General features: G+C 59.2%; 21 protein-coding genes. 12 read left to right on the plus strand and 9 right to left on the minus strand.

Annotated features, from left to right (window positions below; all coding sequences use genetic code 11):
• Positions 1-1,113 carry a pyruvate dehydrogenase (acetyl-transferring) E1 component subunit alpha gene (gene pdhA, locus AB7C87_RS21240; RefSeq protein WP_369731521.1) on the minus strand — a complete coding sequence of 371 codons (1,113 nt, stop codon included), beginning with the start codon at positions 1,111-1,113 and terminating at the stop codon, positions 1-3.
• Positions 1,114-1,436: 323 nt separating this feature from the next.
• Between pdhA and AB7C87_RS21245 the strand changes: the two genes are divergently transcribed.
• A complete protein-coding gene (locus AB7C87_RS21245; protein ID WP_369731522.1) occupies positions 1,437-2,684 on the plus strand; it encodes a metal-dependent hydrolase family protein in 1,248 nt (415 codons plus the stop codon).
• A 155-nt stretch (positions 2,685-2,839) separates the two neighbouring features.
• Here the strand turns inward: AB7C87_RS21245 and AB7C87_RS21250 are convergent, their stop codons facing one another.
• A complete protein-coding gene (locus AB7C87_RS21250) occupies positions 2,840-3,184 on the minus strand; it encodes a TIGR04076 family protein (RefSeq protein ID WP_369731523.1) in 345 nt (114 codons plus the stop codon).
• Between the two features lie 305 nt (positions 3,185-3,489).
• Here AB7C87_RS21250 and AB7C87_RS21255 point away from each other — a divergent pair, with 305 nt between their 5' ends.
• The 4 genes from AB7C87_RS21255 to AB7C87_RS21270 all read left to right on the plus strand — a co-directional run bounded on the left by AB7C87_RS21255 (position 3,490) and on the right by AB7C87_RS21270 (position 7,378).
• Complete coding sequence (locus AB7C87_RS21255; RefSeq protein WP_369731524.1) at positions 3,490-4,431, plus strand: ABC transporter permease; 942 nt, start codon at positions 3,490-3,492, stop codon at positions 4,429-4,431.
• An 81-nt stretch (positions 4,432-4,512) separates the two neighbouring features.
• On the plus strand, positions 4,513-5,340 hold the full coding sequence (locus AB7C87_RS21260) for an ABC transporter permease (protein ID WP_369731525.1): 828 nt from the start codon (positions 4,513-4,515) through the stop codon (positions 5,338-5,340).
• 2 nt (positions 5,341-5,342) lie between these two features.
• On the plus strand, positions 5,343-6,377 hold the full coding sequence (locus tag AB7C87_RS21265) for an ABC transporter ATP-binding protein (protein ID WP_369731526.1): 1,035 nt from the start codon (positions 5,343-5,345) through the stop codon (positions 6,375-6,377).
• Positions 6,374-7,378, plus strand: coding sequence for an ABC transporter ATP-binding protein (locus AB7C87_RS21270; protein ID WP_369731527.1), 1,005 nt, complete (start codon positions 6,374-6,376; stop codon positions 7,376-7,378). Before AB7C87_RS21265 ends, AB7C87_RS21270 begins: the two co-directional genes overlap by 4 nt.
• Positions 7,379-7,431: 53 nt before the next feature.
• On the opposite strand, the gene AB7C87_RS21275 is transcribed toward AB7C87_RS21270, so the two are convergent.
• Positions 7,432-9,021 carry an ABC transporter substrate-binding protein gene (locus tag AB7C87_RS21275; protein ID WP_369731528.1) on the minus strand — a complete coding sequence of 530 codons (1,590 nt, stop codon included), beginning with the start codon at positions 9,019-9,021 and terminating at the stop codon, positions 7,432-7,434.
• Positions 9,022-9,404: 383 nt separating this feature from the next.
• Entirely contained in the window at positions 9,405-10,445 is a 1,041-nt protein-coding gene (locus AB7C87_RS21280; RefSeq protein ID WP_369731529.1) for an aldo/keto reductase, read from the minus strand.
• A 210-nt stretch (positions 10,446-10,655) separates the two neighbouring features.
• Here AB7C87_RS21280 and AB7C87_RS21285 point away from each other — a divergent pair, with 210 nt between their 5' ends.
• The gene (locus tag AB7C87_RS21285) at positions 10,656-11,450 is read left to right on the plus strand and encodes an IclR family transcriptional regulator (RefSeq protein WP_369731530.1); all 795 of its coding nucleotides are present in this window, start codon (positions 10,656-10,658) and stop codon (positions 11,448-11,450) included.
• Positions 11,451-12,170: 720 nt separating this feature from the next.
• On the opposite strand, the gene AB7C87_RS21290 is transcribed toward AB7C87_RS21285, so the two are convergent.
• The 3 genes from AB7C87_RS21290 to AB7C87_RS21300 form a co-directional block, all read right to left on the minus strand.
• The gene (locus AB7C87_RS21290) at positions 12,171-12,326 is read right to left on the minus strand and encodes a hypothetical protein (protein ID WP_369731531.1); all 156 of its coding nucleotides are present in this window, start codon (positions 12,324-12,326) and stop codon (positions 12,171-12,173) included.
• Positions 12,319-12,690, minus strand: a complete 372-nt coding sequence (locus AB7C87_RS21295; RefSeq protein ID WP_369731532.1) for a hypothetical protein — start codon at positions 12,688-12,690, stop codon at positions 12,319-12,321. The genes AB7C87_RS21290 and AB7C87_RS21295 overlap by 8 nt, the downstream gene beginning before the upstream one ends.
• Positions 12,691-13,185: 495 nt before the next feature.
• Complete coding sequence (locus tag AB7C87_RS21300) at positions 13,186-14,055, minus strand: amidohydrolase family protein (protein ID WP_369731533.1); 870 nt, start codon at positions 14,053-14,055, stop codon at positions 13,186-13,188.
• 147 nt (positions 14,056-14,202) lie between these two features.
• On the opposite strand from AB7C87_RS21300, the gene AB7C87_RS21305 reads away from it, so the two are divergent.
• The 5 genes from AB7C87_RS21305 (at position 14,203) to AB7C87_RS21325 (ending at position 18,750) form a co-directional block, all read left to right on the plus strand.
• Entirely contained in the window at positions 14,203-15,132 is a 930-nt protein-coding gene (locus AB7C87_RS21305; RefSeq protein WP_369731534.1) for a 3-hydroxyacyl-CoA dehydrogenase family protein, read from the plus strand.
• Positions 15,129-15,980 carry an enoyl-CoA hydratase/isomerase family protein gene (locus AB7C87_RS21310; protein WP_369731535.1) on the plus strand — a complete coding sequence of 284 codons (852 nt, stop codon included), beginning with the start codon at positions 15,129-15,131 and terminating at the stop codon, positions 15,978-15,980. The genes AB7C87_RS21305 and AB7C87_RS21310 overlap by 4 nt, the downstream gene beginning before the upstream one ends.
• Before the next feature lie 274 nt (positions 15,981-16,254).
• A complete protein-coding gene (locus AB7C87_RS21315) occupies positions 16,255-17,019 on the plus strand; it encodes an enoyl-CoA hydratase/isomerase family protein (RefSeq protein ID WP_369731536.1) in 765 nt (254 codons plus the stop codon).
• A 268-nt stretch (positions 17,020-17,287) separates the two neighbouring features.
• A complete protein-coding gene (locus AB7C87_RS21320) occupies positions 17,288-18,391 on the plus strand; it encodes a thiolase family protein (protein WP_369731611.1) in 1,104 nt (367 codons plus the stop codon).
• On the plus strand, positions 18,388-18,750 hold the full coding sequence (locus tag AB7C87_RS21325) for a Zn-ribbon domain-containing OB-fold protein (protein WP_369731537.1): 363 nt from the start codon (positions 18,388-18,390) through the stop codon (positions 18,748-18,750). The genes AB7C87_RS21320 and AB7C87_RS21325 overlap by 4 nt, the downstream gene beginning before the upstream one ends.
• 450 nt (positions 18,751-19,200) lie before the next feature.
• Here AB7C87_RS21325 and AB7C87_RS21330 read toward each other — a convergent pair whose 3' ends face one another.
• Both AB7C87_RS21330 and AB7C87_RS21335 read right to left on the minus strand, forming a co-directional pair.
• Positions 19,201-19,974, minus strand: a complete 774-nt coding sequence (locus AB7C87_RS21330) for an IclR family transcriptional regulator (RefSeq protein ID WP_369731538.1) — start codon at positions 19,972-19,974, stop codon at positions 19,201-19,203.
• Positions 19,975-20,383: 409 nt separating this feature from the next.
• Entirely contained in the window at positions 20,384-21,541 is a 1,158-nt protein-coding gene (locus AB7C87_RS21335; protein WP_369731539.1) for an LLM class flavin-dependent oxidoreductase, read from the minus strand.
• A gap of 511 nt (positions 21,542-22,052) precedes the next feature.
• Here AB7C87_RS21335 and AB7C87_RS21340 point away from each other — a divergent pair.
• Positions 22,053-22,460: a DoxX family protein gene (locus AB7C87_RS21340; RefSeq protein ID WP_369731540.1), complete on the plus strand. Its 408-nt coding sequence runs from the start codon at positions 22,053-22,055 to the stop codon at positions 22,458-22,460.
• Positions 22,461-22,542: the final 82 nt, after the last annotated feature.

Genomic DNA, 22,542 nt, shown 5'->3' on the forward strand with positions numbered 1-22,542 from the left:
TTATTCGTGGTTGGAAAGTGCGTCGTCGCCGTACGTTTCACGGAGGTACTCGAGCTGTTCGCGCTGGTCTTCGAGGAGCGGGGTCGGCTCTGCGTAGGCGTGTTCGAACAGCTTGTCGGGATCCGGCGGTTCGGTCGATTTGACCGTCTCGATTACGTCCGCGAGTTCGTCTTCGACGCTCGAGCGGATCGCGTCGTCCGTCTCCTCGTCGAGACGCCCGGTTTCGACGAGAAACGTTCGAAACCGGGGGATCGGATCCTTCTCCTGCCACTCCTCGGGTGGCTCGTCCCCTCGATACTTCGAAGGGTCGTCGGCGGTACTGTGGGCTCCCAGCCGGTACAGCATGGCCTCGATGAACGTCGGACGGAGTTCGTCGTCGGCCGGCGATTTGGCTTTTTCGACGGCGGTCCGCATCACCTCGTAGACGGCAAGCGGGTCCATTCCGTCGATCTGGATGCCCTCGAAGCCGTACCCCTGGGCGCGGCTCGCGAGGGAGTCGGCCGCCGTTTGCTGTTCGAACGGGACCGAAATCGCCCACTGGTTGTTCTGACAGAAGAAGACGTTCGGCGTGTCGAACACGCCGGCGAAGTTCATCGCTTCGTGAACGTCACCCTGACTGGTCGCGCCATCTCCGAAGTAACACGCGTACACGCTTTCGCTCTCGTTTACCAGCGAATCAGCCCACGCGAGGCCGACGGCGTGTGGCGGTTGTGATCCGACCGAACCGTTGATCGGGAACACGTTCACGTCGTCCGGAATGGCGTTTCCTTGCTCGATCCCCTTGTAGTAGAGCAAGATGTTTTCCAAATCGAGCCCGTGTACGTGCAAGGCGGCGTGATCTCGGTAGCTTGGCACGATCCAGTCTTCCGACTCGAGGGCGTGGGCGCTCGCAACCTGAGCGGCCTCGTGGCCGTACAGCGGTGGAAACGAACCGATCTCGCCCGTCCGATTGAGGTTGACCGTCCGGCGGTCGAACCGGCGAGCGAGGTACATGTCACGATACAACTCGAGCATCGTATCGTCCGCCACCTCTGGGCGGTCAACGTCCTCCAGTGGCATCCCGTCCGCGTCGATGAATTGAACTCGCTCGGAAGGGTGCTGAAGTGTACTCATGATACGATACTATAATGGGGCAAGAATCATGAAATATATTTTTGCTCCCATCTGTCTCTCGTTGACCAATTACAAGCATTGACGCTCAGTCTTTGAAACCATCCTGCGGTAATGCGGGGCAATTTGCACGAATGTGATAGGGCCACACTGATCTGTCCACGATGAATTTCCTTCGACCACGCAACGAATGGGTCTGAACAGGCTCTCGAAGCGCTCGAGGCGAAGATATCGCCGTTATCGTCGAAGGAACTCGATAATTGTCAAACGAATAGATATTTTGCACAACGTATTAGTTAGCACGTGATGATACTCGGAACGACACGATGTGCACAAAGGTTATCGAGTGCCATACGCTACTAGATGGCATCAGCGACACGGCTATCGACGACGCGCGTCTCGTCGTCGACGACGGAACGGTTCAGGCGGCAGGACCGAAGGACTCGGTTGTTGTTCCTGCGGGCGCGGAGATCGTCGATCATTCGGATCAAACGATCACTCCGGGGTTCATCGATGCGCACGTTCACCTGAACGGAACGCGATCGTTTTCCCCGTTCGAACGGATTTCCCACGACGTTCCGTACAAAACAGCGCTCGCCACGACGGATGCAAAACGACTACTCGAGGCGGGGTTCACCGCAGTTCGAGACGTCGGCAGTGTGGCCGCACTCGGTCTCAGAGATGCAATCGACGCGGGGGAAATCCCCGGGCCGCGGATATACGCGGCCGGTCGCGCATTTTCACAGACTGCTGGTCACGTCGACATGCACTCGCTTCCCCACGAGTGGGTCGACGAGGACCGAACGCTCGGCGTTCTGGCGGATGGCGTCCCTGAGTGTCGAAAGAAAGTCCGCCAAGAGCTTCGACGCGGCGTCGACGTTATCAAGATTATGACGACCGGAGGGATGGCTTCGGAGAAGGACACGCCGGATCACGTTCACTACTCGGACGAAGAGATTCGGACGTTCACCGAAGAGGCCCACCGACTCGACGTTCCGGTCGCGACGCACGCACAGGGGTCAGGAGGGATCAACGCCGCGATCAGAAACGGTGTCGACACCATCGAACACGCGATCGGTTTCGACGAGGAGGGAGTCGAACTGGCTACCGAACACGGCGCCACGCTCGTCCCGACGCTGAGCGCGATCTACCGCCTCGCATACGACGGACCGGAGCACGACCTCCCCGACTATCACGTTCGTAAGGGCAAAGAGTACGTCGACATCCACGCGGAGTCGATCGTTCGAGCCTACGAGGCGGACGTTCCGATCGCACTCGGAACAGACTGCAACGGCTCGTATCTCCACCCCCACGGCGAGAACGCGATCGAGTTCGAACTGCTGGTCTCACAGGTCGAAATGAGTGAAATGGACGCGCTCAAAGCAGGAACGAGCGTCGCCGCCAAAGCGCTCGAAGACGATTCGATCGGCTCCCTCGAGCCGGGAAAACACGCCGACCTGGTCGTTCTGGATCGAAACCCGCTCGAGGATATCACCGCCCTTCGTGAAGACGTCGCGGCCGTCTACAAAGGCGGTGAGCGGGTCGACTCGAGCGCTGGCGAAATTCAGGACTAACCAAGACTCTCCTTTCTGTGCGTCTCCCGAAACTTCCGAACGCACGGGCGGGGCCCCCTTCGGTACGCTCGCTGGAACCTCACCTACCGTGGATCGTTGGTCTCTGGCCAGTACACGCCACACCGTACGCTCCGTTCGTTCTGCTCTAGACGGAATTACTCGGTGAGGTCGAGTTCTTCACCTGAGACGTCTTCGTGGTTGAACTCTCGTTTTCCGATCCGCGTTATCTCGAAGACGCCGCCGACGTTGGGATCCGGCCCTGCCACTCTCGTATCTGTCGTCATCCAGTCTTTCTCTCCGGTCTCGCGCTGTTTGGCGGGGAGAATCGGGAGAAGCGACGATAGTGCGTACAGCGAAAACGTCTGGTCTTCGGGGAAGACTAGTTCTTCCCCGTGGACCTCGAAGTAATCTCCAACGTCGTAGCTCGAGACGTGGTCGCCAGTTATCTCTACACACTCGACGCGCAAGTCGTACAGGGTGAACGTATCGTCCTCTGTCATCGAGTATCAGTTACCATATCGACGACGGGTAATTAACTTTTACGTCGATTTTTGAACAGGTGACGCGGTGCGACCGTCACCGCGTCCGGAGTATTGTAGCTACTGAACGTCATTGCAGACCTGATCGCCGGACTGATCGGCGATCAGTGTGAATCATTTCAGTTGTTACTATCGGAAGAGTGTGGCCCGCGCCCGTCTCGACCGGACGGCACACTCGGCGTTTCTCCTGTGGGGGACGTCCCCACCCTGAGCCGGCTAATCGATAATACTATTATTGTAGAATATCACCTATGTGATGTCGACTCATGCTAAAGTACGTCATCCGTCGGTTACTGGTAATGATACCAGTCCTCCTCGGGGTCACTGTTCTCATTACACTACTCATCAACCTCTCACCGGGTGATCCCGCTCGAGCGGCACTCGGTGCCCAGGCGGATGCACAGGCGGTCGAAAACCTCCGTCACGAGATCGGGTTGGATCAACCGGTGTATCTCCGATACGTCGAGTGGGTCGCCGGTGTCCTTCAGGGTGATCTCGGTACGTCGATCGTGACCGGTGAGCCGGTAAACCAGATGATCATGGAACGGTTGCCGGCGACGCTCGAACTGTCGATCGTTGCAATCGCGATCACGTTCGTCATCGCACTGCCGTTGGGTGTTTTGAGCGCCGTTCGTCAGTATACGTGGATGGATACCGGCTCGATGGTCTTCGCCATCTTCTGGCTCTCGATGCCCTCGTTCTGGCTCGGGTTGATCCTCATTTTACTGTTTTCCGTCCAACTGGGGATCACTCCGATCTCGGGCCGTAGCGGGACAATTTTTTCGCTCGAGTGGCTGAGTTACCTCGCGCTCCCGGCGTTTGCGATCGGGGCTCGTCGGGCGGGACTGTTGACGCGATTGACACGGTCTTCGATGCTCGAGATAATCAACGAAGAGTACATTCGCACAGCCAAAGGGAAGGGAATCGGTGGTCGGGCGGTCATCTACACGCATGCGATGAAAAACGCGATGATACCGATCGCGACGCTCGTCGGATTGCAGATCCCGATGATTCTCTCCGGCTCGGTGATCATCGAGTACGTGTTCTCCTGGCCGGGAGTCGGTCGATTGCTGGTCGATTCCGTAACCCGTCGCGACTATCCGGTAGTTCAGGGAATCGTTCTCGTTTACGCCGTTATCGTACTGTTTGCGAACTTGCTCGTCGATATCGCGTACACGCAATTCGACCCACGAGTTACGTACGACTGACTCACGACAATGAGCTCTAAAACGAACCGATCGATACTCGGACGAATCCGCACTTCAGTAACGTCCATCAGAGAAAACAAGGTGATACGCCGTATCCTTCGGACGAAAACCGGATTGATCGGCACGTCGATAACGGTCGGGCTCGTACTCGTTGCGGTCCTCGCACCGGAGATCGCCCCGTACGATCCGATCGCACAGAACTACGACAACGTAAACCAGGCCCCGAGTCTGTCCCATCCGTTCGGAACGGATCGATTCGGTCGAGATATCTTCTCGAGGGTGGTATACGGGGCCCGGTACGCGCTCGGTCTCGGTGTCGGCATCGTTGCGATACAACTGCTGATCGGGGTCCCGCTCGGGTTGATTGCGGGGTACTACGGGGGGCTCATCGAAGCATCGATCATGCGTCTCGTCGATATTACGCTGGCGATCCCCGGGATCGTGTTGGCGCTTGCGATCGCCGGAATGCTCGGCGGCGGACTCCTTCCGCTGATCGTCGCTCTCGCGGGTGTCGGCTGGCGCGGCTTCGCTCGCCTCGTTCGCGGCGACGTCAAGAGCGTCATGGAAGAAGAATACATCGAAGCCGCAAACGCGGCGGCGGTGAGCGACTTCAGGATCATGCTCCGTCACATTCTGCCCAACGCCAGCGCGAGCATTATCGTCTACGCGACGCTCACACTACCGTCGGTGATCTTGCAAACTGCGGCGCTGTCGTTTCTCGGTCTCGGCGTCCAGGCGCCGGCCCCCGAGTGGGGTGCGATCATCGAGGCCGGACGCGATCAGCTCGCGACCGAATGGTGGATTTCGACGTTCCCCGGCTTTGCGATCATGATCGTCGTCATCGGTTTCAACGCTCTCGGTGACAGCCTGCGCGACGCACTCGATCCCAAACAATCCAGGCCTTTCTAACCATGACAGAACCACTCCTCGTAATAGACGATCTCAACGTTCGCTTCCGAACCGAAGATGGACCGGTGTACGCGTTAAACGGCGTCGACGTAGAAATCGAACGGAACGAAGTGATGGGGATTATCGGCGAAAGTGGCTGTGGCAAAAGCGTGACTGCACTCTCGGTGTTGGGGCTGTTACAGTCACCGCCAGCGGAAATCCTCGGCGGCGAGATCAGGTACAAAGGTGAGAACCTCCTCGAGCGATCGGATTCGGCGATGGACGAGATTCGAGGTAACGAGATCAGCATGATCTACCAGGACCCGATGAAAGCCCTCAATCCGGTTCTCACTATTGGTCAGCAAGTGACGGAACCGCTGTTGGCTCACCGGACCCTCTCCACGGACGAGGCGACCGAGGAGGCGATCGAGATGCTCCGGGCGTGTGGCCTGGCGGACGCAGAACGACTCGTCGACGAGTATCCCCACTCGCTCAGCGGCGGGATGCGCCAGCGTGTCATGATCGCGATGGGATTGATAACGAAACCCGACCTGTTGATCGCCGACGAACCGACGACGGCCCTCGACGTGACGACGCAGGCGAAAATCCTCGACCTACTGGAGGACATCAGCGACGAGTTCGATATGTCGATCATGTACATAAGTCACAACCTCGCGACGGTAAGCGAAGTAGCCGATCGCGTCACGGTGATGTACGCCGGAACCGTCGCAGAACGTTGCACGATGGAGGAACTATTCGAAATGCCGTTACACCCATACACGAGAAAACTCATCGAAAGCATCCCGAAACTCGATACCGTCCACGATCGTCTCCCGGCGATCGAGGGCTCGGTCCCGACGTTCGACGAACCTCCGTCCGGTTGTCCGTTTGCGTCGCGCTGTCCGCAATACATCGGTTCGGCCTGTGACGAGGTCGTTCCAGAGGCGAAACCACCGGGTGAGGCGTACGACGTCGAGGCAGAACACACCGTTGCCTGTCACCTGTACACCGACGCGAGCAACGAGAAACCACCGTGGACGACGGAGACGAACGCATGACTCAGCGTACTGAACACGACCGAACCGCCACGACCGATTCGATACTGGTCGCAGACGACGTCCGTACGTATTTCCCGGTCAACGGCGGGATACTCAACCGACAGATCGGATCCGTCAAAGCGGTCGACGGCGTCTCACTCGAGATCGCCGACGGCGAGACGCTCGGTCTCGTCGGCGAGTCGGGCTGTGGAAAGTCGACGCTCGCCAGAACGTTACTCCGATTGCACGAGCCGACCGACGGTTCGATCCAGTATCGCGGTGAGGATATTACGGCCGCTTCGTCCTCGCGTATGCAGGAGTTACGCAAGGACATACAAATAATATTTCAGGATCCGGGGTCGAGCCTCAATCCGAGGATGACGGTCGCTGAGTGTATCGAAGAGCCGATGCAGTCACTGACCGATTGGTCGAAACGCGAACGAACGGACCGGGTCGCCGAGTTGATTACGGAGGTCGGGCTTTCCGAAGAGCACCTCTCACGCTCCCCTCACAAGCTCAGTGGGGGACAACAACAGCGCGTGGGTATCGCTCGAGCGCTCAGTATCGAACCGCAACTCGTGGTCGCCGACGAACCGACTAGCGCACTCGACGTAAGCGTTCAGGCGAACATCCTGAATCTTCTGGACGATCTCCAGTCCGAATACGATCTCACGTATCTGTTCATCAGTCACGACTTAAGCGTCGTTCGTCACATCGCCGATCGGATCGCAGTCATGTACCTCGGTGAGATCGCGGAGATCGCCCCAACCGAGACGCTCTTCGACGATCCAAAACATCCCTACACCCGGGCGCTTCTCTCGTCCGTTCCGCGGGCGACACCCGAACCGATGGACGATCGCATACTGCTCGAGGGATCCGTTCCGAGTCCGGAGGACCCACCGAGCGGCTGTAAGTTCCACACGCGGTGCCAGGAGTACATCGGGGATATCTGTGAAACGGATCGTCCGGCCCTCGAGTCCGTTGGATCCTCCCACCGGTGTGCCTGCCATCACTACGATTGACGGCCACCGACCGATCGGTGTTCGGACTCGAAAACGAAACGGACGTTCGGTCCTTAAAATTCGACCTCACGCCAGTGGAGGTGGTACTGTCCCCACCAGAGCGGGTTCTCCGTCCAGGTATCGATACCCGTTAACCTCGTATCGTACCCGTAGTTTCTGTTGAGGAGATTTAAGTTCACAGCGACGGCGTCCTCGTGGAGTGTCCGTTGGGCCTCCATTGCGGCTTCGTCGCGGGCGTCCGGGTCGGGGTCCGTCTGCAGGTCTCCGATTAGATCGTTCACCTCTGGGTTGTCGTAATTCGAGTAGTTACGCCCTCCTTCCGAGACTCGTTCACTCCCGTGATAGTATCGGGAAAGAACTGACGATGCAAACGGCGTGAAACTTCCCCCGCTGGTTGCGATGTGGTGTTCGTCATTCTCGAGGTCGGTGTAAAACGTCGAGGCTTCGGGTGCCCGATAGTCGGTCGCAATCCCGACGTCGGCGAGCATACTCTGGATCGCCTCAGCCATATTCTCGAGTAAACCCAGCGGGAACGACAACAGATCGAGTTCGAGGTCTTCCCCGTCTCTCGAGCGAACCTCGCCTTCTTCGTCGTTGGTCCAGCCCGCCTCCTCGAGAAGTTCGCGGGCTCGATCCGGATCGTACTGGTAGGCGAGCTCTTGGTTTTCGGACTCGGAGAGCCCGCCGCCCCAGAATGGTGGGACGTACCCATACAGGAGCTCGCCTTCTCCGTTGAGCCCAACCTGTAACAACGGCTCGCGATCGATCGCGTGTGAAATTGCGCGACGAACCTCGACCTCGTCAGTTGGTTCGCGGTCGACGTTGATCGGGAGGAACGTCCACGTTCCCTGATTCCGCTCGACGTCGGTGCCATCGTTGGACTCGACCTCGTCGGACTGGCCTAGCGAGAGTTCGTACGCTGCATCGACGTCGCCAACCATGAGTTCGTTCGTCAGTGTCGATGCCTCCGGAATAATTCGTATCTCGATTTCTTCGACGCTCGATTGCTGTTGCGTGGCGAAATCGGGTCCCCAATCGTAGTCGTCGTATCGCTCGAGACGGATGCGGTCTGCGGCTTCCCACTCGACGAACTCGTACGGTCCGGTTCCGACGATCACCTCCCGGCCGAAGTCGTCACCAGCTTCCTCGACGGCTTCTCGCGAGACCATTCCGTGGAAGTTACTGAACTCCGCGAGTTCCTGGAGCAACAGCGGAAACGGTGCCTCCGTTTCGATCGTCAGTTCGTGCTCGCCAGTAACGTCGAAGGACGTAATGGGCTCTAAGTCACCAGCGTTGATCCCGATATCGAAGATTCGATCGAAGTTCCACTCGACGATTTCGGCATCGAGGGATTCGCCGTTGTGAAACGTTACGTTTTCTTCGAGCTGGAACACGAACTCGGTCGCATCCTCGTTGATCTCGTAATCGGAAACGAGATGCGAGACCGGTTCGGCGTCCGGATTGAGATAGAACAACGGCTCGTGAATCGCTGAAAGCGTGAGCCGCTCCGGAATACGCGTCGATTCGTGGGCGTCAAGCGTCGTCGGCTCGCTGTTAATTCCGACCGTCAGTTGTTCGTCGTCCATTCCGCCGTTTCCGTTGCCGTTACCGTTGTCGTTGGTATCCCCGAGACAACCAGCCATGGCACCCGCGCTTACACCAAAGACGGTGAGAAGCCCCCGTCTATTGATCTCACTACGGTTATTTTTCACCATTCCATGAGACAGTTAGAGAGGAACATACATATAGTTAACTAATGTCATGGGCCATCCTGTACCGATCGTCGACAGGGGGCACGTATCGGTCCGATACGTACTCACGGACCCCACTCGAGCGGCCAGTGGTGATGGTGTTACAGTAACAGCTGAAACGATTCACACACTGCTCGTCGATCCGTCCGGCGGTCAGGTGTACAACGGCGTTCAGTGGCTACTATAGGTGGCGTCCCGCGCAAAGAGCGCCTCGACGTTCGGCGATGATTATGATATCGACGGTTGCCAGCACGTTTCGGTCGAGACAGTCGGTATCATTCGGCTTTCATGTTCGAGTTGTACTTCATAATGTTCGCGTGCTTCGGATTCTCTCGCTCGGCGGTATACACTCCTCCGGGCACTCCGTCGAACTCCGCTATCGCCTGCTCGATCCGGCGTACGTCCTGACCTTCGAGTCTGAAATCCGTCGTTCGAAGGTTGTCGTCGATGTGTTTGGTATTCCGGGCGCCGACGATTACGGAACAGACACGCGGGCGTTGCAGGATGTACCGACTCGCAACGTTGGCGATCGATACCTCGTGTTTGTCCGCGATGGTGGAGAGTTCCTCGAGGAGTCGTTGGAAGTCGGACCAGCTTCCGTTCTCTTCGATAATGAGTTTGTACTTGGTGAGTGATCGATTCTCCATCGGATGTTCCGGCTCGGACTCGCCGAGATAGCGTTCCGTGAGGAATCCGCCCGCGAGCGTCCCGTAGCACAACAGCTGGATATCGTTTCTCTCACAGAAATCCACGAGCGCTCTCTCGGGTCGGTCGTCGAGGAGGGAGTACTGGACTTGATTGCTGATAATCGGGACCCCTGCGTCGACGATCTCCTCGAGGTGGGCGACGTCGAAGTTCGTCACACCCAGCTGGTCGATTTTCCCGTCTTTTTTCAATCCGTGGAGAATCTCCATCGTTTCGACGTAGTTGTCGATCTCGTAGTCCCACCAGTGGAATTGAACGAGATCGAGGGAGTCGACGTCGAGACGACGCCGAGAGCGGTCGATTATCCCTTCGACGTATTCGGGGGTAATACTGTCGAGTTTGGTTTTATCCGGGACGAACTTGGTGTGGACGTTGATACCCGGATAATCGCCCGTCTCGGTCCCGTACTGCTCGCGAAACGTCCCGAGTAGTTCTTCCACACCAGTGTAGTGATCAGCACAGTCGAACGTCGAGAACCCGGCATCGACGAACTCGAAGAGGTCTTCGACCGGCGTATTGGTCTTATTATCGCTGTGGTCTTCGGCGAGTTGCCACGCACCGGTGATTATCGGCTCGACAGTATAGCCGTCAGTAAGTCTACGGGACTCCATAAACTGACTTTCTTGGCCACCTATTTATTAGTATTGTCTCTACACGTCCGATTTGGACAAACGGGAAAAATACAGTAGATAATAACAATAATAAATGCCGGTATTCGAACTCGGTTTCAGATCTCTCGAACACTGGAAAGACCAGAAACCAACCGCACCGTTCGAATATGCGGAAGATTGAAGTCTTCCGAACACGTGCCACCTGTTATCATGGTGGATAAAAGCGCTCGTCGGAACGAAGTACAAACCACACACACGGCGTTCGACATTTTAGAACTGCTCAAACGGACCGACGGTGCTGGTCTCTCAACTGTCGCTTCAGAACTCGACATCGCAAAGAGTACCGCCCACAGACACCTTTCGACCCTTCTCGAGCGCAACTACGTGGTAAAAGAAGGTGACGAGTTCCTCGTAAGCCTGAAATTCCTCGAGTTCGGCTCGTACGCCTCGAAACGAAAGCCAGGATACGACCTCGCGACGGAACTGGTGGATCAACTTGCGGCGGAAACCGGAGAACACGTCCAGCTCTTCGTCGAAGAACATGGTAAGGCAGTCTACCTATACGGGCAGGCTGGAAAGCAGGCGGTCCAGAGCAGTCCTTTGCTCGGAAAAAAACTGCCGTTGCACGCGACTGCGGCGGGAAAATCGATCCTGGCTCGTCTCTCGGACTCGCGCATTCAGGAGATTATCGAACAACACGGCCTCCCTGCACTCACGGAGAATACCATCACCAACGAAAAACGATTGTGGGAGGAAATTAGGACGGTCCGCGAACAAAATTACAGTCTGAATCGAGAGGAAGACCACGCGAACTTGTGTGCGGTCGGTGTTCCGATCCGAAAGGGCGAAAACGGCATTTTCGCTGCGGTGAGTATTTCCGGCCCGACCCGTCGAATGCAGGGTGATCGTCTGGAGAACGAACTCCCGACGTACTTGCTCGGTCGGGCTAACGAACTCGAACTCAACATCCAGTTCTCGAACACATCGTCAGACGAGACGGTCTAAGTATCACTGCAAGTGGAAGCTCCGGGCCCGGGTCCGGTTCGTAAACGACTTGCAGTTCGTCAGTCCACCACCGATTTACCGTCCCGCCGTCGCTCGACTCCGTCGATTGGCGTATTCGAACCTGAACCTCGACTGTGTAGTCGCTTTCCGTCAATCTCCTCCTGCTCGCGAACTGGTGGCCACCACCGGTCGTACTGGCCGCTCGCACTCGAGCAGTGAATAAACCGTTTCGACGGCTCCTCTACCGTGACCGGTTCCGCATAGTAGAACGGACCTGCGTTCGTCCATACTGCGCATACTTTGTCGTTACAACCGTGTGGGGCTTGACGCGTCGCCCTCTCTCTGTTCGTCTCTTTTCTCAGGTGCCACGGGCGCGACCGATCTCTTCGATTCACTGTGGTAGGAAACCCAGGCGCTCCCATCGCCCGGTGTCTGTTCAAAATCCGTTGATTGGACTCCCAAACAAACTGGTGAGAGACTGAGAGTTGACAACAGTACTATTGTAATATTCTGGCTCGGATCGTGATTTGACAAACATCAACCGGTCCGTACTAATACTGTCGGACGGGGGGCAGTCGAAAGCTGGTCGCGAACTCACGGACATCCTCGAGGGTGACGGCCAACGGAGCGTTCACTCACTCCGCGGCTCACGGGTCGTCGCTCCGTTCGCCGTCGCGGTTTTCGCTCGCTCCGTTTTCCGTAAGTTCGAACGGTGGTGTCCTATGTGTGGGTGCGGTTGGCGTACCCGCCGCCGACCACGAGCGCGAAGAGCGCGACCAGTGCGAAGACGGCGCTCGAGACGCCGTAGCCGTCCGGTAGTGTCGCCGAGACCGATTCCCGGTCGCCGTCGACGAGGGTGACGCCGGTGTCATCCACGACGGGACGTGATTCCGGAGTCGCCGACGACGAGCGTTTCCGACGCCGACGCGCGTTCGCCAGCGTCGGTCGTCACCGTCAGTTCGACGTGGTACTCACCGGCCTCGGGTTCGATCTCGAGCCGATCACCGTTGCCGACGCCCTCCCCGTCGACGACCTCGCCGCGGTCGCCGCTCGAGTCCGAGCCGTTGCCGCTCGGGCCCGACTCGTGGCCCCACCAGTTCTCGGTGACGGAAACTCCATTTGCGCCGTTTTCGTCGTTCCGGAACGCCGCGGCTCCTGTGGGTCGTTTGAACGGTACACGGCTATCATCGTAGATCAGTTGTGGTGGTATTGGTGGCGTGTTCTCTCCCGCGTTCACCATCGTCCTCCCACACAAAATACCAAAATAGAAGTTAGTTAGTTACTATTACCCTTCTCTCTGTACGAAAAAACTCATTTGGGATGAATTTTGTTACACATAAAAATTTGCTACAATATATCAGAAATACCGACGAGAACACACCGATACAAGAAATAAAAACATTAGTCGGGACTTACTGACGGTAGTGACACTCTCTCAAAGCCATTGGATAATTTACTGTAATCGAACAGTATCCGATTAGTATCTGAAATCGTAGTGGAAAACGTTCCGCCGTCCTCTCGTTTACGAATCAGTGGCCAGCCCGACTACCGCTGGCCGCTCGAGTGCGAGTGTGGGCTGTCGATTCGACGATTTCGCTCTTTTTCCACCCATGTTCCGCTTCGGACTCACCGAAGAATCGGACGGTTGTGTGCCCTGGCCCGGACTTCGCGGGTGGCCTGGCTATCCAGAATTGAAGGGCCACCCCGATCGGTCGGCAAACCGCCCGTTACCGGCTCACAGCCCCAGAAACCGTTCTGCGGTTCGCCAGAGCACGTTTTTCTGGACCTCTTCTGGAAACTCGAGTTCGTCGAACTGCTCGAGCCACGGCCCCGGTTCGATCATGGGGTAGTCGGTGCCGAACATCACCTTATCCGAGAGCAACGTCTTCGCGTAGTGGAGCACCTGATCGTCGATGTAACGGGGCATCCACCCCGAGAGATCCATGTAGACGTTCCCTTTCTGTTGGCAGATCGCGAGCTGTTCTTTCTCCCACGGGAAGGCGGGGTGGGCGATCAGGATGTCGAGGTCGGGGTGGTCGGCGGCGACGTCGTCGATCAACATCGGATTCCCGTATTTGACTTTCAACCCGCGGCCACCGGGGCTACACGCGCCGAGCGTCGAGTTGCCGCCGTGAAAGACGACGGGGACGCCGAGATCTTCGATCGTCGCGAACAACTGCCCGTGTTCGGGGTCGCTCGGATCGAACCCCTGTGCGATCTGTTGAAACTTGAATCCCGACAGGTCGAGATCCTCGACGCACCGAATCGCCTCCTCGACGCAGTCGTCTTTGAGCGGATCGACGCTCCCGAATCCGACGAAAAAGTCGTCGTACGTGTCGCGGACTTCGGCCACGTAATCGTTCGAGACCGGCGGGTTACCGGTGTTCGTCTCGGCGTCCCACCCGAGCAACACTGCCGTTCCGACGCCCGCCGCGTGGTATTCCTCGATCATGTTCTCGTACGTGTCGGTCTCGAGGTCGGTGCCGAACCGATCGGCCGCATCCCGCATCATCTCTCCGCCAGCGTCGTGAAGGAACTCCGCGGTGGGCTGGTGGGCGTGGACGTCGATCGCGGTCGGCTCGTCGGAGTCGGTGACGAGAGCCATAGCGGGAGAACGAGCGCTGGCTATTTCGTTCTTTCTCGCCATCGGCGTGTACTCCGTGCGTACCCGGGGTCGACGCGAGCGGAGACGAGCATGTACTCTCAAATAACCTACAAAATCGTTATGCGTCTGTGTGGGGTCGTCACACCCATGAACGTCGCAGTGCTCGGCGCCGGGACGATGGGTCGCGGAATCGCCCAAGTGGCGGGAATGGCCGGCCACGACGTGACGCTCAGAGACGTCGATGACCGGCGAGTTCGGGACGGAATCGACGCGATCGAAGTGACGCTCTCGGAAGGAATCGACCGCGGCAAAGTCGACGCTGAGACGGCCTCGGAGACCCTCGAGCGGATCGAGGGAACGATCGACCTCGAATCGGCCGTCGAGGACGTGGACCTGGTCGTCGAGGCTGTCCCCGAAGACCTCGAGTTGAAGGCGGACGTGCTCTCGAGTACGGAAGACGCCACGCCTCGCGATGCGGTCGTCGCCTCGAACACCTCCTCGCTTCCCGTTACGGAACTCGTCGCCGCGCTCGACCGTCCCGAGCGCGGGATCGGCCTCCACTTTTTCAACCCCGTCCACATCATGTCGCTGGTCGAAGTTGTCGTCGCCGAACAGACCGCCGCCGAGGTCGTCGACGTCGCCCACGAGTTCGTCGAGTCGATCGACAAGGTGGCGATCGAGGTCGCGGACTCGCCGGGCTTTAGCTCCTCTCGACTCGGGGTTGGCCTCGGCGTCGAGGCGATGCGGATGGTCGAGGAGGGAGTCGCCTCGCCCCGGGACGTCGACCGGTCGATGACGCTCGGCTACAACCACCCCGTCGGACCGATCGAACTCGGCGACGTCGTCGGACTCGACGTCCGCCTCGACATCCTCGAACACCTCCGGACGGAGCTGGGCGAGCGCTTTCGCCCGCCACAGATCCTCAAGCGAAAGGTCCGGGCCGGCAACCTCGGAAAGAAGACGGGCGAAGGGTTCTATCGCTGGGAGAACGGCGAGATCGTCGGCACCGTCGACGGACCGGGGGATAGGGGGAGAACGAACGGGACCAACCGGGCCGATAGCGGTGGTCAGCCGTGACCGACGGACCGACGGACTTGGAGGCGATCGAATCGGTTGCAGACGACTGCGAGACCGTCGAGGTCGCACTCGACGATCCCGCGGCGACCGTCGCGACCGTCACGCTGTCGCGTCCGGACGCCCGAAACGCACTCGACGCACAGTTGCGACGGGAACTCACGCGCGTACTCGAGCGAGTCGAGAAGAGTCGGGTTCGGGTCGTCGTACTGACCGGCTCTCCCGACTCGAATGCGTTCGTCGCCGGCGCCGACGTGACCGAACTCCGTGAGCGCAACGCCCTCGCCCAGCGCGAGGCGAGCAAACGACCGCGGGTGTACGAAGTCGTCGACGATCTGCGACAGCCGGTGATCGCCCGGATCAACGGCCACGCCCTCGGTGGCGGGTGTGAGCTGGCGATGGCCTGTGACGTTCGCATCGCAGACGAGCGCGCGAAACTCGGCCAGCCCGAAATCTCGCTTGGACTCATGCCGGGTGGCGGTGGAACCCAGCGACTCCCTCGACTCGTCGGCGAGGGCCAGGCTATGCGTCTCATCCTCTCGGGTGAACTCCTCGAGGCGGCGGCGGCCGCCGAGATCGGACTCGTCGACGTCGTCTGCGAGCCGGACGAACTCGACCGGGAAGTGTCGACGCTGGCGTCGTCGATGGCCCAACACAGCCCCGTCGCACTCGAGTTCGCGAAACGGGCCGTCGCGGCGAGCGCTCGGATGGACCTCGAGGCGGGCATCGAGTACGAGGCCGAACTGTTCGCACAGCTGTTCGCGGCCGGCGAGAAGAACGAGGGAATCGACGCGTTCCTCGAGGACCGCGACCCGGAGTGGCGAGCGCGAACCGATCTCGAGGAGCCCTGATACGGATTTCTGTACCGGTTTCCCGGTGTAACCGCGACCTGGGGGTGGTTGCGCCGGAAATCACTTCCAGTAAACCGTACGAGAGGTGCTGTTGTCCGTCAGTACCGGTGACGCCACGTCGGTGGTCGCCGATTGATCTTCACGTCGGCGGTCGTCGATGGGTCTTCACGTCGGCGGTCGCCGCTCGATCATCACGCCGACGGATTCCGGGTTCGAAGGCCTCGATAGCACGCCGACGCGTACGCTTAAGTGTCGAAACGGTGAGTTGTGTGTTATGAGAGCATACACCGAGGACGGGGTCAGATATCTCACGTTCGATCGCCCGGCGACTCGAAACGCGTTCACCGCGGAGGTCGCCCGGGATCTGGCGGCGGAACTCGACGCCGTCGACGAGTGCACGCTCGACGCCGTGGTTCTCACCGGAGACGGCGAGTCGTTCAGCGCCGGCGGCGACATCGAAGCGATGGCGGCCCGAGACGAGACGACGGCCGAAGCCTACGAACGGGTTCGGTCGACGCTCGGACGGGTTGCAAAACGGGTGTTGACGGCGCCGGTTCCGGTGGTCACAAAGGTAAACGGGGACGCCGTCGGCGCCGGACTCTCGCTCGTTGCCGCCTCGGACTTCGCCTACGCCGCCGAGTCGGCCAGATTCGGCGCGTCGTTCGTCAACGTCGGTCTCGTTCCGGATATGGGTGCCACCGTCACCTTACCCCGACTCATCGGACTCAGGCGGACGAAGGAACTGGTCTTTACCGGTCGACTCATCGAAGCCGAGGAGGCCGCTTCCATCGACCTCGTCAACGAATCGGTTCCGGACGGTGATCTGGACGACTGCGTCGACGACCTCCTCGAGACGCTCGCGGCCCGTCCGACCGAGACGCTCGGCCTCGCAAAGCGGGCGATCCACGACAATCTCGGACGGTCCTGGCGGGCCGGGCTCGAGCGCGAGGCGTACGTCCAGACGGAGGCGTACGATACGCCGGCCCACCGGGAGGGCGTCGACGCGTTTCTGAACGACCGACCACCGGAGTTCGACTGATTCGGCGTCGGCCCTCCTCGAGTTGCGGCGATTCCCCGACCGTTCGGTTTAGCAAGTGGTTTAACCCGCTGTGAACTACCGCCAGACAGAGAAGCCAGTCAGGCGTCTCGAGGAGTTACATCCATGACACGTCATCACATCACAGTGGTGGAACGGTTCACCGGTCCACCCGATTATCGAGACGAGTCGCACGCCGACGGACACGACACGGCGATCCGCCCGCCCGGTGGTGAAACACGTGACTGACGTCCGTATCGGGGGCGTCGGAATGACCCAATTCGAGAACGCCTCGAACCGATCCGTCGTCGACCTCGCGGCGGTCGCGGCCGAGCGTGCCCTCGAGGACGGTGACTACTCGAGAGCGGAGGTCTCGTCGGTCCACGTCGCTAATGCACTTTCGGAGGCGCTTGGGACACAGGCCGGCGTCGCGAACGCGTTGACGTCGACGCTCGGCGTCGAGGGCGTCCGCGCGGACCGGGTCGAGAACACGAGCGCGAGCGGAGCGAGCGCCGTCCACCGCGGTGTCGAGGCCGTCGCCAGCGGTCAATCGAACGTCGCCCTCGTCGTCGGCGTCGAGAAGATGTCCGTCGGCGAAACTGCCGACGTCACGGATTCGATACGGCAACTCGTCCACCCGCGGGAGTACGAGCAGGGACTCACCCTCCCGTCGTTCGCCGGTGTGGCTGCACACGCCTATCTCGATCGGTACGACGCGCCTCGAGAGGCCCTGGCCGCCGTCGCCGCGAAGAACCACCGAAACGCGCTTTACAATCCGGTGGCACAGTTCCAGAAACGGATCTCCATCGAGGACGCCCTCGAGTCGCCGGTGATCGCCGACCCGCTCCGACTCTACGATTGTTGTCCGATGACCGACGGCGCCGCCGCGGTCGTCATCTCACGCGACGAAGGAGTGCGGGTGACGAGTATCGGGAGCGCAACGGGGACACACGCCGTCGCGGCCCGACCCGATCCGCTGGCGATCGAAAGCGTCCGGCTCGCTGGCGAGCGGACGTTCGATCAGGCAGATCTCGGACCCGACGACGTCGACGTCGCCTGCATTCACGACGCGTTTACCGTCCTCGAGCTACTGGAACTCGAGGAGCTCGGGTTCTACGAGCCCGGAACCGCGTGGGAGGCGACGCTCGACGGTAAAACCAAACTCGACGGCGAGCTTCCGGTCAATCCCGGCGGCGGGTTGAAAGCCCGCGGCCATCCTCTCGGTGCGACCGGGATATCACAGCTGATCGAGCTGGTGTGGCAGTTGCGAGGCGATCTCCCCGACCGGCGTCAGGTTCCCGACGTGGACGTCGGGTTCGCGATCAACGTCGCCGGATTCGGAAACAACAGCGTCTGTACCCTTCTCGAATCATGACTGACTCGAATCACACACCCGAATCCGATTCCGTTCCGGTCGATCACGCGTTCGTCTGTGAGGAGTGTGGCCATCGATGGTACTACACGCGCCGTCGGTGTCCCGACTGTGCCGGCACAGAGCACTCGACGTACGAACTCGAGGTCGGCGAACTGCTCGCCTGGACCGAAAACCGGGTCACGCCGGCGGATATCCGGTCGCCAAACCGGCTCGGTCTCGCCCGATTCGGCGAGGTCCAGTTGATCGCTCAGCTTTCCGACGGCGAGGTATCGGTCGGCGACCGGATCGCCTTCGAGGGAGACTACCAACTCCGACGGGGAAGCGAGGCGCAGAATCCTCGGCTGACGCCCGTCGAGTGATACGGTCTGTGCTGACTGATTGCCGGTCGATCGCCCGCAGTCGTGTGATCGACCGGTAACGACTCGTCGCAATCCGTACCGGTGTCCGGAACCGTTGGCGAACTGAACGATTCTTCGTGAGTTCTCGAACTCTCCTTACGTCTCATATACTCGGATTTCTCTCGCCCGATACCGCCGTTGGTCCGTTGTCTCGGTCTTCGAATTGCATTCCATCCCGCGATGTGGGATCGCGGTTTAGGGACGCTCTGCTTTCATCGGTACGAACGGGTGCGTTATAGGTGTACTATCGTAAACGAAACTGTTCGCGCCGGCACACCGATGTCGAATATTCGGATCGATTGCTCGTTACTTCTCACGGGGAACGATTGGAAGGAGCAACTCGACCGATAGGCGGTTCGTACGTTCGATATCCGTCGGAATCACGACCAAATTCTCGCCGGTAATTCGATCTTACCTGTGGACGGCGTGTGTGATCTCGAGTTCGAGTTCGTTGATCGCGCCCAGAACGTACTCCGGGAACTCCACGGTCAATCGATCTCCCTTCAGTCGATTCGCCGGCCCTGACACGCTCAGCGCGCCGAGGACACACTGGTCGGCGTCCGTTACGACGCCGCCGACGGCGTTTACCCCTCTGGTGGTTTCCTCTACGTTGAACGCGTACCCGCGTTCCCGAACGGTGTCCAGTTCGTCGTACAACTCCTCGGCCGATCCGAGGCTGTCGCTCGTTCCCGTCTCGAACGTGAGGTCGTCGACGATTTCCGTCCGGCGGTCGTCGGGGAGATGTGCGAGGATGGCCTTTCCGCCCGCGCTCGTGTATAGTTCGCCGCGCTTTCCGACGTGTGCTCCCGTCTGGACGGCGCTCTGGCCGACCTCGGTGTAGAGGTATATTCGTTCGCCGTGTTCCTCGACGATGAACTGGGCCCGTTCTCCCGTTTTGCTCGCCAGTTCGTCGACCTTTTCTTTGATCGTGGGAAACGCGGTAACCTGTCGTTGGGCGACGCCGCCGACGGTCAGAAACTGGAGCCCGATCCGATACCGGTTGCCGGTCTGCGTGACGAATTTGTGTTTCCGGAGCGTCGCTAGATGCCGGTGTGTGGTACTCGGCGAGAGATCTAGATAGTCGGCGAGTTCCTCGAGTGTCGCTTCGCCGAGCTCTCCGAGTGCATACACTACCTCTATCGACGTTTCGGTCGTTTTCGCCACGGATTTCACCCCTTCTTCCATACGCTTCCGTGGATGTACTCACACATAAAATCCCGCATATTCGGATGGGCCCCGGTAGCGGGCGTGGTGGTGAGCGCACAGGCAGTCTGAGGAAAGCGGTAATGTCATTTCGTCACATCTCCTCGACCGGCAGTTCGTGAAACGTCGCTGGGCCTTTTGCTTCGTCGATGAACGGCTGTCGCTGTGGGGGGAGCTCGTTCGCACGCATCACGATATTCGTCGTTTTCGCCGAGTAAACCGATTCGGGAGAGAGGATTCAGTTCCTCGTCGATAGATTCGGGAGGGACGCGTTTCCCGTCTCGCGTCACTCGGACACGAATCGATATGCCCACGATCGAGTAGACCCAAAGCTCGTCGAGGGCTCGTCACGAGCGGACGAGTACACCGTTCGGGGGTTGACCGAGAGCGACTACGCCGAGCCGATCTTGTCGACCTCCGGTTTGACTTCGTCCGCGTACAGTTCGAGGCTCTTGCGTACCTTCTCGTCCGGCAGATCGCCGAAGTGGAACTGTCCGACGATTCGGCCGAAGCCTCCGACCGCCTCGTACTGTTCCTCGAGTTGCTCGGCGACGTACTCCGGCGTGCCGACGATCGTCTCCCCGTACTCCTGGAAGTCGTCGAAGTCGTAGTTGTAGGCGAACTCGCCGTGGGGGTGGAGGTTCTCGACGTACGTATCCCACTTGTCGGGATCGTACGTTTGGTCGCCCATCATGTTCGCGGCGACGCCGATGTGAACACCGGCGGTAAGCGTCTGGTAGAACTTCCTGAGGTGAGGTTCGGCCTCCTCGCGGGCTTTCTCCATCGTATCGGCGACGTAGATCGCTCGCATGACGCTGAAGTCCTCGTCACTCGGCGTCCAGCCGTAATCCTCGGTCGCGTACTGGCGGTACTCGTCGAACTTCTCGCGGATCGTATCGACTGGCTGGAAGACCAGGCCGGTCGGCACCTGATTCTTGGCGGTAAACCGTAGGGATTCTTCGCTCTCGGCGGGCATCCACAGCGGTGGATGTGGGTCCTGGTACGGTCGCGGCCACGCGTAGACGTTCTCGTACTGGAAGTGTTCGCCGTCCCAGTCGAAGGGTTCGTCGGCCGTCCACGTCTTCAGGATGAGGTCCCATGCCTCCTCGAAGCGGCTCCGTGAGTCTTCCATGTCGATCCCGTACGCGAAATACTCGCTCGGAATGCCCCGTGGAAAGCCACTGATGATGCGACCCTCGGTGATGTTGTCGAGCATCGCGATCTCTTCGGCGAGGCGAATCGGGTTCTCCCGGAGTGCTGGCAGGTTCCCGAAGAACGCGATCGTCGTATCGTCGGTTCGAGCCGCGAGGTTCGCCGCCGTGATGTTCGGACTTGGCTGTAATCCGTATGCGTTGTAGTGATGTTCGTTGACGCCGATTCCGTCGAACCCGAGATCGGCCGCGTACTCGAGTTGTCCCAGATAATCCTGATAGTACTGAGACCCCTTCTCCGGATCGTACGTGTAGTCCGTCCAGGGCCAGGCGGCGTGCTCTTCGGTGATGTTTTCGATATCCTGGTACGGCATCAGATGGAACGCATAGGTTTCCATGGTAACGAAAGATGCGTGCTACTACTTAACAGTACCTAAACCGGGAAAACGATACTTATGAATGGTTTTCAACATTTAATCCGATCATTTCTTCGCACTCTCGGCCGTACGTATAGTAACAGGTGCAACGATTGACACATTAATCGCACAGCTCACGGGTCATCTCTGCGTTCGGTCGTTCGCGTTTTTCGCGTCACTCGAACCGCGTTCAGACTGGCGAGCAGGTGTACAACGAGTTTCAGTGGCGACCATCGCTCGAGCCATCACCGACTCGGCGGGTGAACTGTCGAGTCAAAGCTGAATTGGTGCTCCGAATCGAGGATTTTACCTGGATCCCCGTTTCGCTCTCGGCCCACAGGCCTCCCGATAGCCGTCGCCGCTCATGGCGGATCCTGTCGTAAGCGAAGCGTACTGGCCCGTTGTACGGCAATAGCTATTGCATCGTACGTTCTACATCATACGAGGTACCGGTCGACGGGACGTCCACAGTGGGAGTTGGAAGATACAAATCATGGCACTCGAGGGAGAAATACTGTTGCTCGGACGCGTTCTCTTCGGAGCGTTGTTCGCGTACAACGGATACAATCACTTCGTTCGGTTCGAAAGTCGAGTCGGATACGCACAGTACAAGGAGGTTCCAGCCGCGTCGTTCGCCGTCATCGCATCCGGAGTGATGCTTCTCGGCGGCGGTCTCGGCATCATTCTGGGAGTCTTCCCGGTGTTGTCCGCCGGGGCGCTCGCGACGTTTCTCGTGGTTGCGACGCCGTTGTTCCACGATTTCTGGAACGTTTCGTCGGACGAACGCGAGAACGAGCTCAATCACTTCCTGAAAAACGTCGGACTGCTCGGTGGTGCACTCGTTCTCCTGTCCGTAGCGGGAGAACCCTGGTCGTACGCCGTCAACGTCGGCCTCTTTTGATACGGTCTGTTGTCCATCAGTTCCGGTGGGCTCACGGCCGTCTTGCGAGACCACGGGTGCATCGGGACAACACCCCATATGT

It is taken from the genome of Natrarchaeobius versutus (genome assembly GCF_041205745.1).
In the GTDB taxonomy this organism is placed as follows: domain Archaea; phylum Halobacteriota; class Halobacteria; order Halobacteriales; family Natrialbaceae; genus Natrarchaeobius; species Natrarchaeobius versutus.

What these genes read in the sequence shown, in the direction of transcription:
- pdhA (WP_369731521.1), bottom strand. Translation starts at nt 1,113, where the DNA reads ATGAGTACACTTCAGCACCCTTCCGAGCGAGTTCAATTCATCGACGCG.
- AB7C87_RS21245 (WP_369731522.1), top strand. Translation starts at nt 1,437, where the DNA reads ATGTGCACAAAGGTTATCGAGTGCCATACGCTACTAGATGGCATCAGC.
- AB7C87_RS21250 (WP_369731523.1), bottom strand. Translation starts at nt 3,184, where the DNA reads ATGACAGAGGACGATACGTTCACCCTGTACGACTTGCGCGTCGAGTGT.
- AB7C87_RS21255 (WP_369731524.1), top strand. Translation starts at nt 3,490, where the DNA reads ATGCTAAAGTACGTCATCCGTCGGTTACTGGTAATGATACCAGTCCTC.
- AB7C87_RS21265 (WP_369731526.1), top strand. Translation starts at nt 5,343, where the DNA reads ATGACAGAACCACTCCTCGTAATAGACGATCTCAACGTTCGCTTCCGA.
- AB7C87_RS21270 (WP_369731527.1), top strand. Translation starts at nt 6,374, where the DNA reads ATGACTCAGCGTACTGAACACGACCGAACCGCCACGACCGATTCGATA.
- AB7C87_RS21275 (WP_369731528.1), bottom strand. Translation starts at nt 9,021, where the DNA reads ATGGCTGGTTGTCTCGGGGATACCAACGACAACGGTAACGGCAACGGA.
- AB7C87_RS21280 (WP_369731529.1), bottom strand. Translation starts at nt 10,445, where the DNA reads ATGGAGTCCCGTAGACTTACTGACGGCTATACTGTCGAGCCGATAATC.
- AB7C87_RS21285 (WP_369731530.1), top strand. Translation starts at nt 10,656, where the DNA reads ATGGTGGATAAAAGCGCTCGTCGGAACGAAGTACAAACCACACACACG.
- AB7C87_RS21295 (WP_369731532.1), bottom strand. Translation starts at nt 12,690, where the DNA reads ATGGTGAACGCGGGAGAGAACACGCCACCAATACCACCACAACTGATC.
- AB7C87_RS21300 (WP_369731533.1), bottom strand. Translation starts at nt 14,055, where the DNA reads ATGGCTCTCGTCACCGACTCCGACGAGCCGACCGCGATCGACGTCCAC.
- AB7C87_RS21305 (WP_369731534.1), top strand. Translation starts at nt 14,203, where the DNA reads ATGAACGTCGCAGTGCTCGGCGCCGGGACGATGGGTCGCGGAATCGCC.
- AB7C87_RS21315 (WP_369731536.1), top strand. Translation starts at nt 16,255, where the DNA reads ATGAGAGCATACACCGAGGACGGGGTCAGATATCTCACGTTCGATCGC.
- AB7C87_RS21320 (WP_369731611.1), top strand. Translation starts at nt 17,288, where the DNA reads ATGACCCAATTCGAGAACGCCTCGAACCGATCCGTCGTCGACCTCGCG.
- AB7C87_RS21325 (WP_369731537.1), top strand. Translation starts at nt 18,388, where the DNA reads ATGACTGACTCGAATCACACACCCGAATCCGATTCCGTTCCGGTCGAT.
- AB7C87_RS21330 (WP_369731538.1), bottom strand. Translation starts at nt 19,974, where the DNA reads ATGGAAGAAGGGGTGAAATCCGTGGCGAAAACGACCGAAACGTCGATA.
- AB7C87_RS21335 (WP_369731539.1), bottom strand. Translation starts at nt 21,541, where the DNA reads ATGGAAACCTATGCGTTCCATCTGATGCCGTACCAGGATATCGAAAAC.
- AB7C87_RS21340 (WP_369731540.1), top strand. Translation starts at nt 22,053, where the DNA reads ATGGCACTCGAGGGAGAAATACTGTTGCTCGGACGCGTTCTCTTCGGA.